This is a genomic window from Neisseria sp. P0009.S007, assembly GCF_051962515.1.
Genome location: NZ_JBQCVF010000875.1, coordinates 1 through 475, shown reverse-complemented (window position 1 = coordinate 475; position 475 = coordinate 1). Strand labels below are relative to the sequence as shown.

1 pseudogene is annotated in these 475 nt (G+C 58.3%); it reads right to left on the bottom strand.

The features are described from left to right. Positions 1-327: pseudogene (hexR, locus tag ACTHS3_RS16885) on the bottom strand (DNA-binding transcriptional regulator HexR); the annotation flags it as partial. Positions 328-475 lie beyond the last annotated feature (148 nt).

Sequence of the window (475 nt, the reverse complement as noted above, 5' to 3'; positions counted from 1 at the left end):
GCGCTCGCCCAAAATGGAGGCGGCGGCGTTGCCCAATACTTTTTCGACAACGATGCTCATGTCGTCGTCGGCGTTGAGCTCTTCATGGACGTAGGGCATACCTTCGTGGCCTATGCTGGCGGACAGGGCGAGTTTGAACTCGGGCAGTCCTTTGTAGCCCAGGCTGCGGCAAAAACGGATGACGGTCGGCTGGCTGACGGATGCGCGCTCGGCGATTTCGGCGACGGCGGCATGGACAAACCATTTGGGTTCCGCCAAGGCGCATTCGGCGACTTTACGTTCCGCGCCCGACAGGTTTGACAGTGATTCGCTGATTTTGCTTAACATAAATATGCCCTTCGGTGTGTGCCGCCCCTTGTCGGGGCGGCTTGTGTGATTAAACGTTTTTCAAGTGGTTGTCGAGTGCCGCCGCTGCGCCGGTGATGCCCGGAAATTCGCTTAAGACGACATAGACGGGAATCGCGGCGAGATAGGC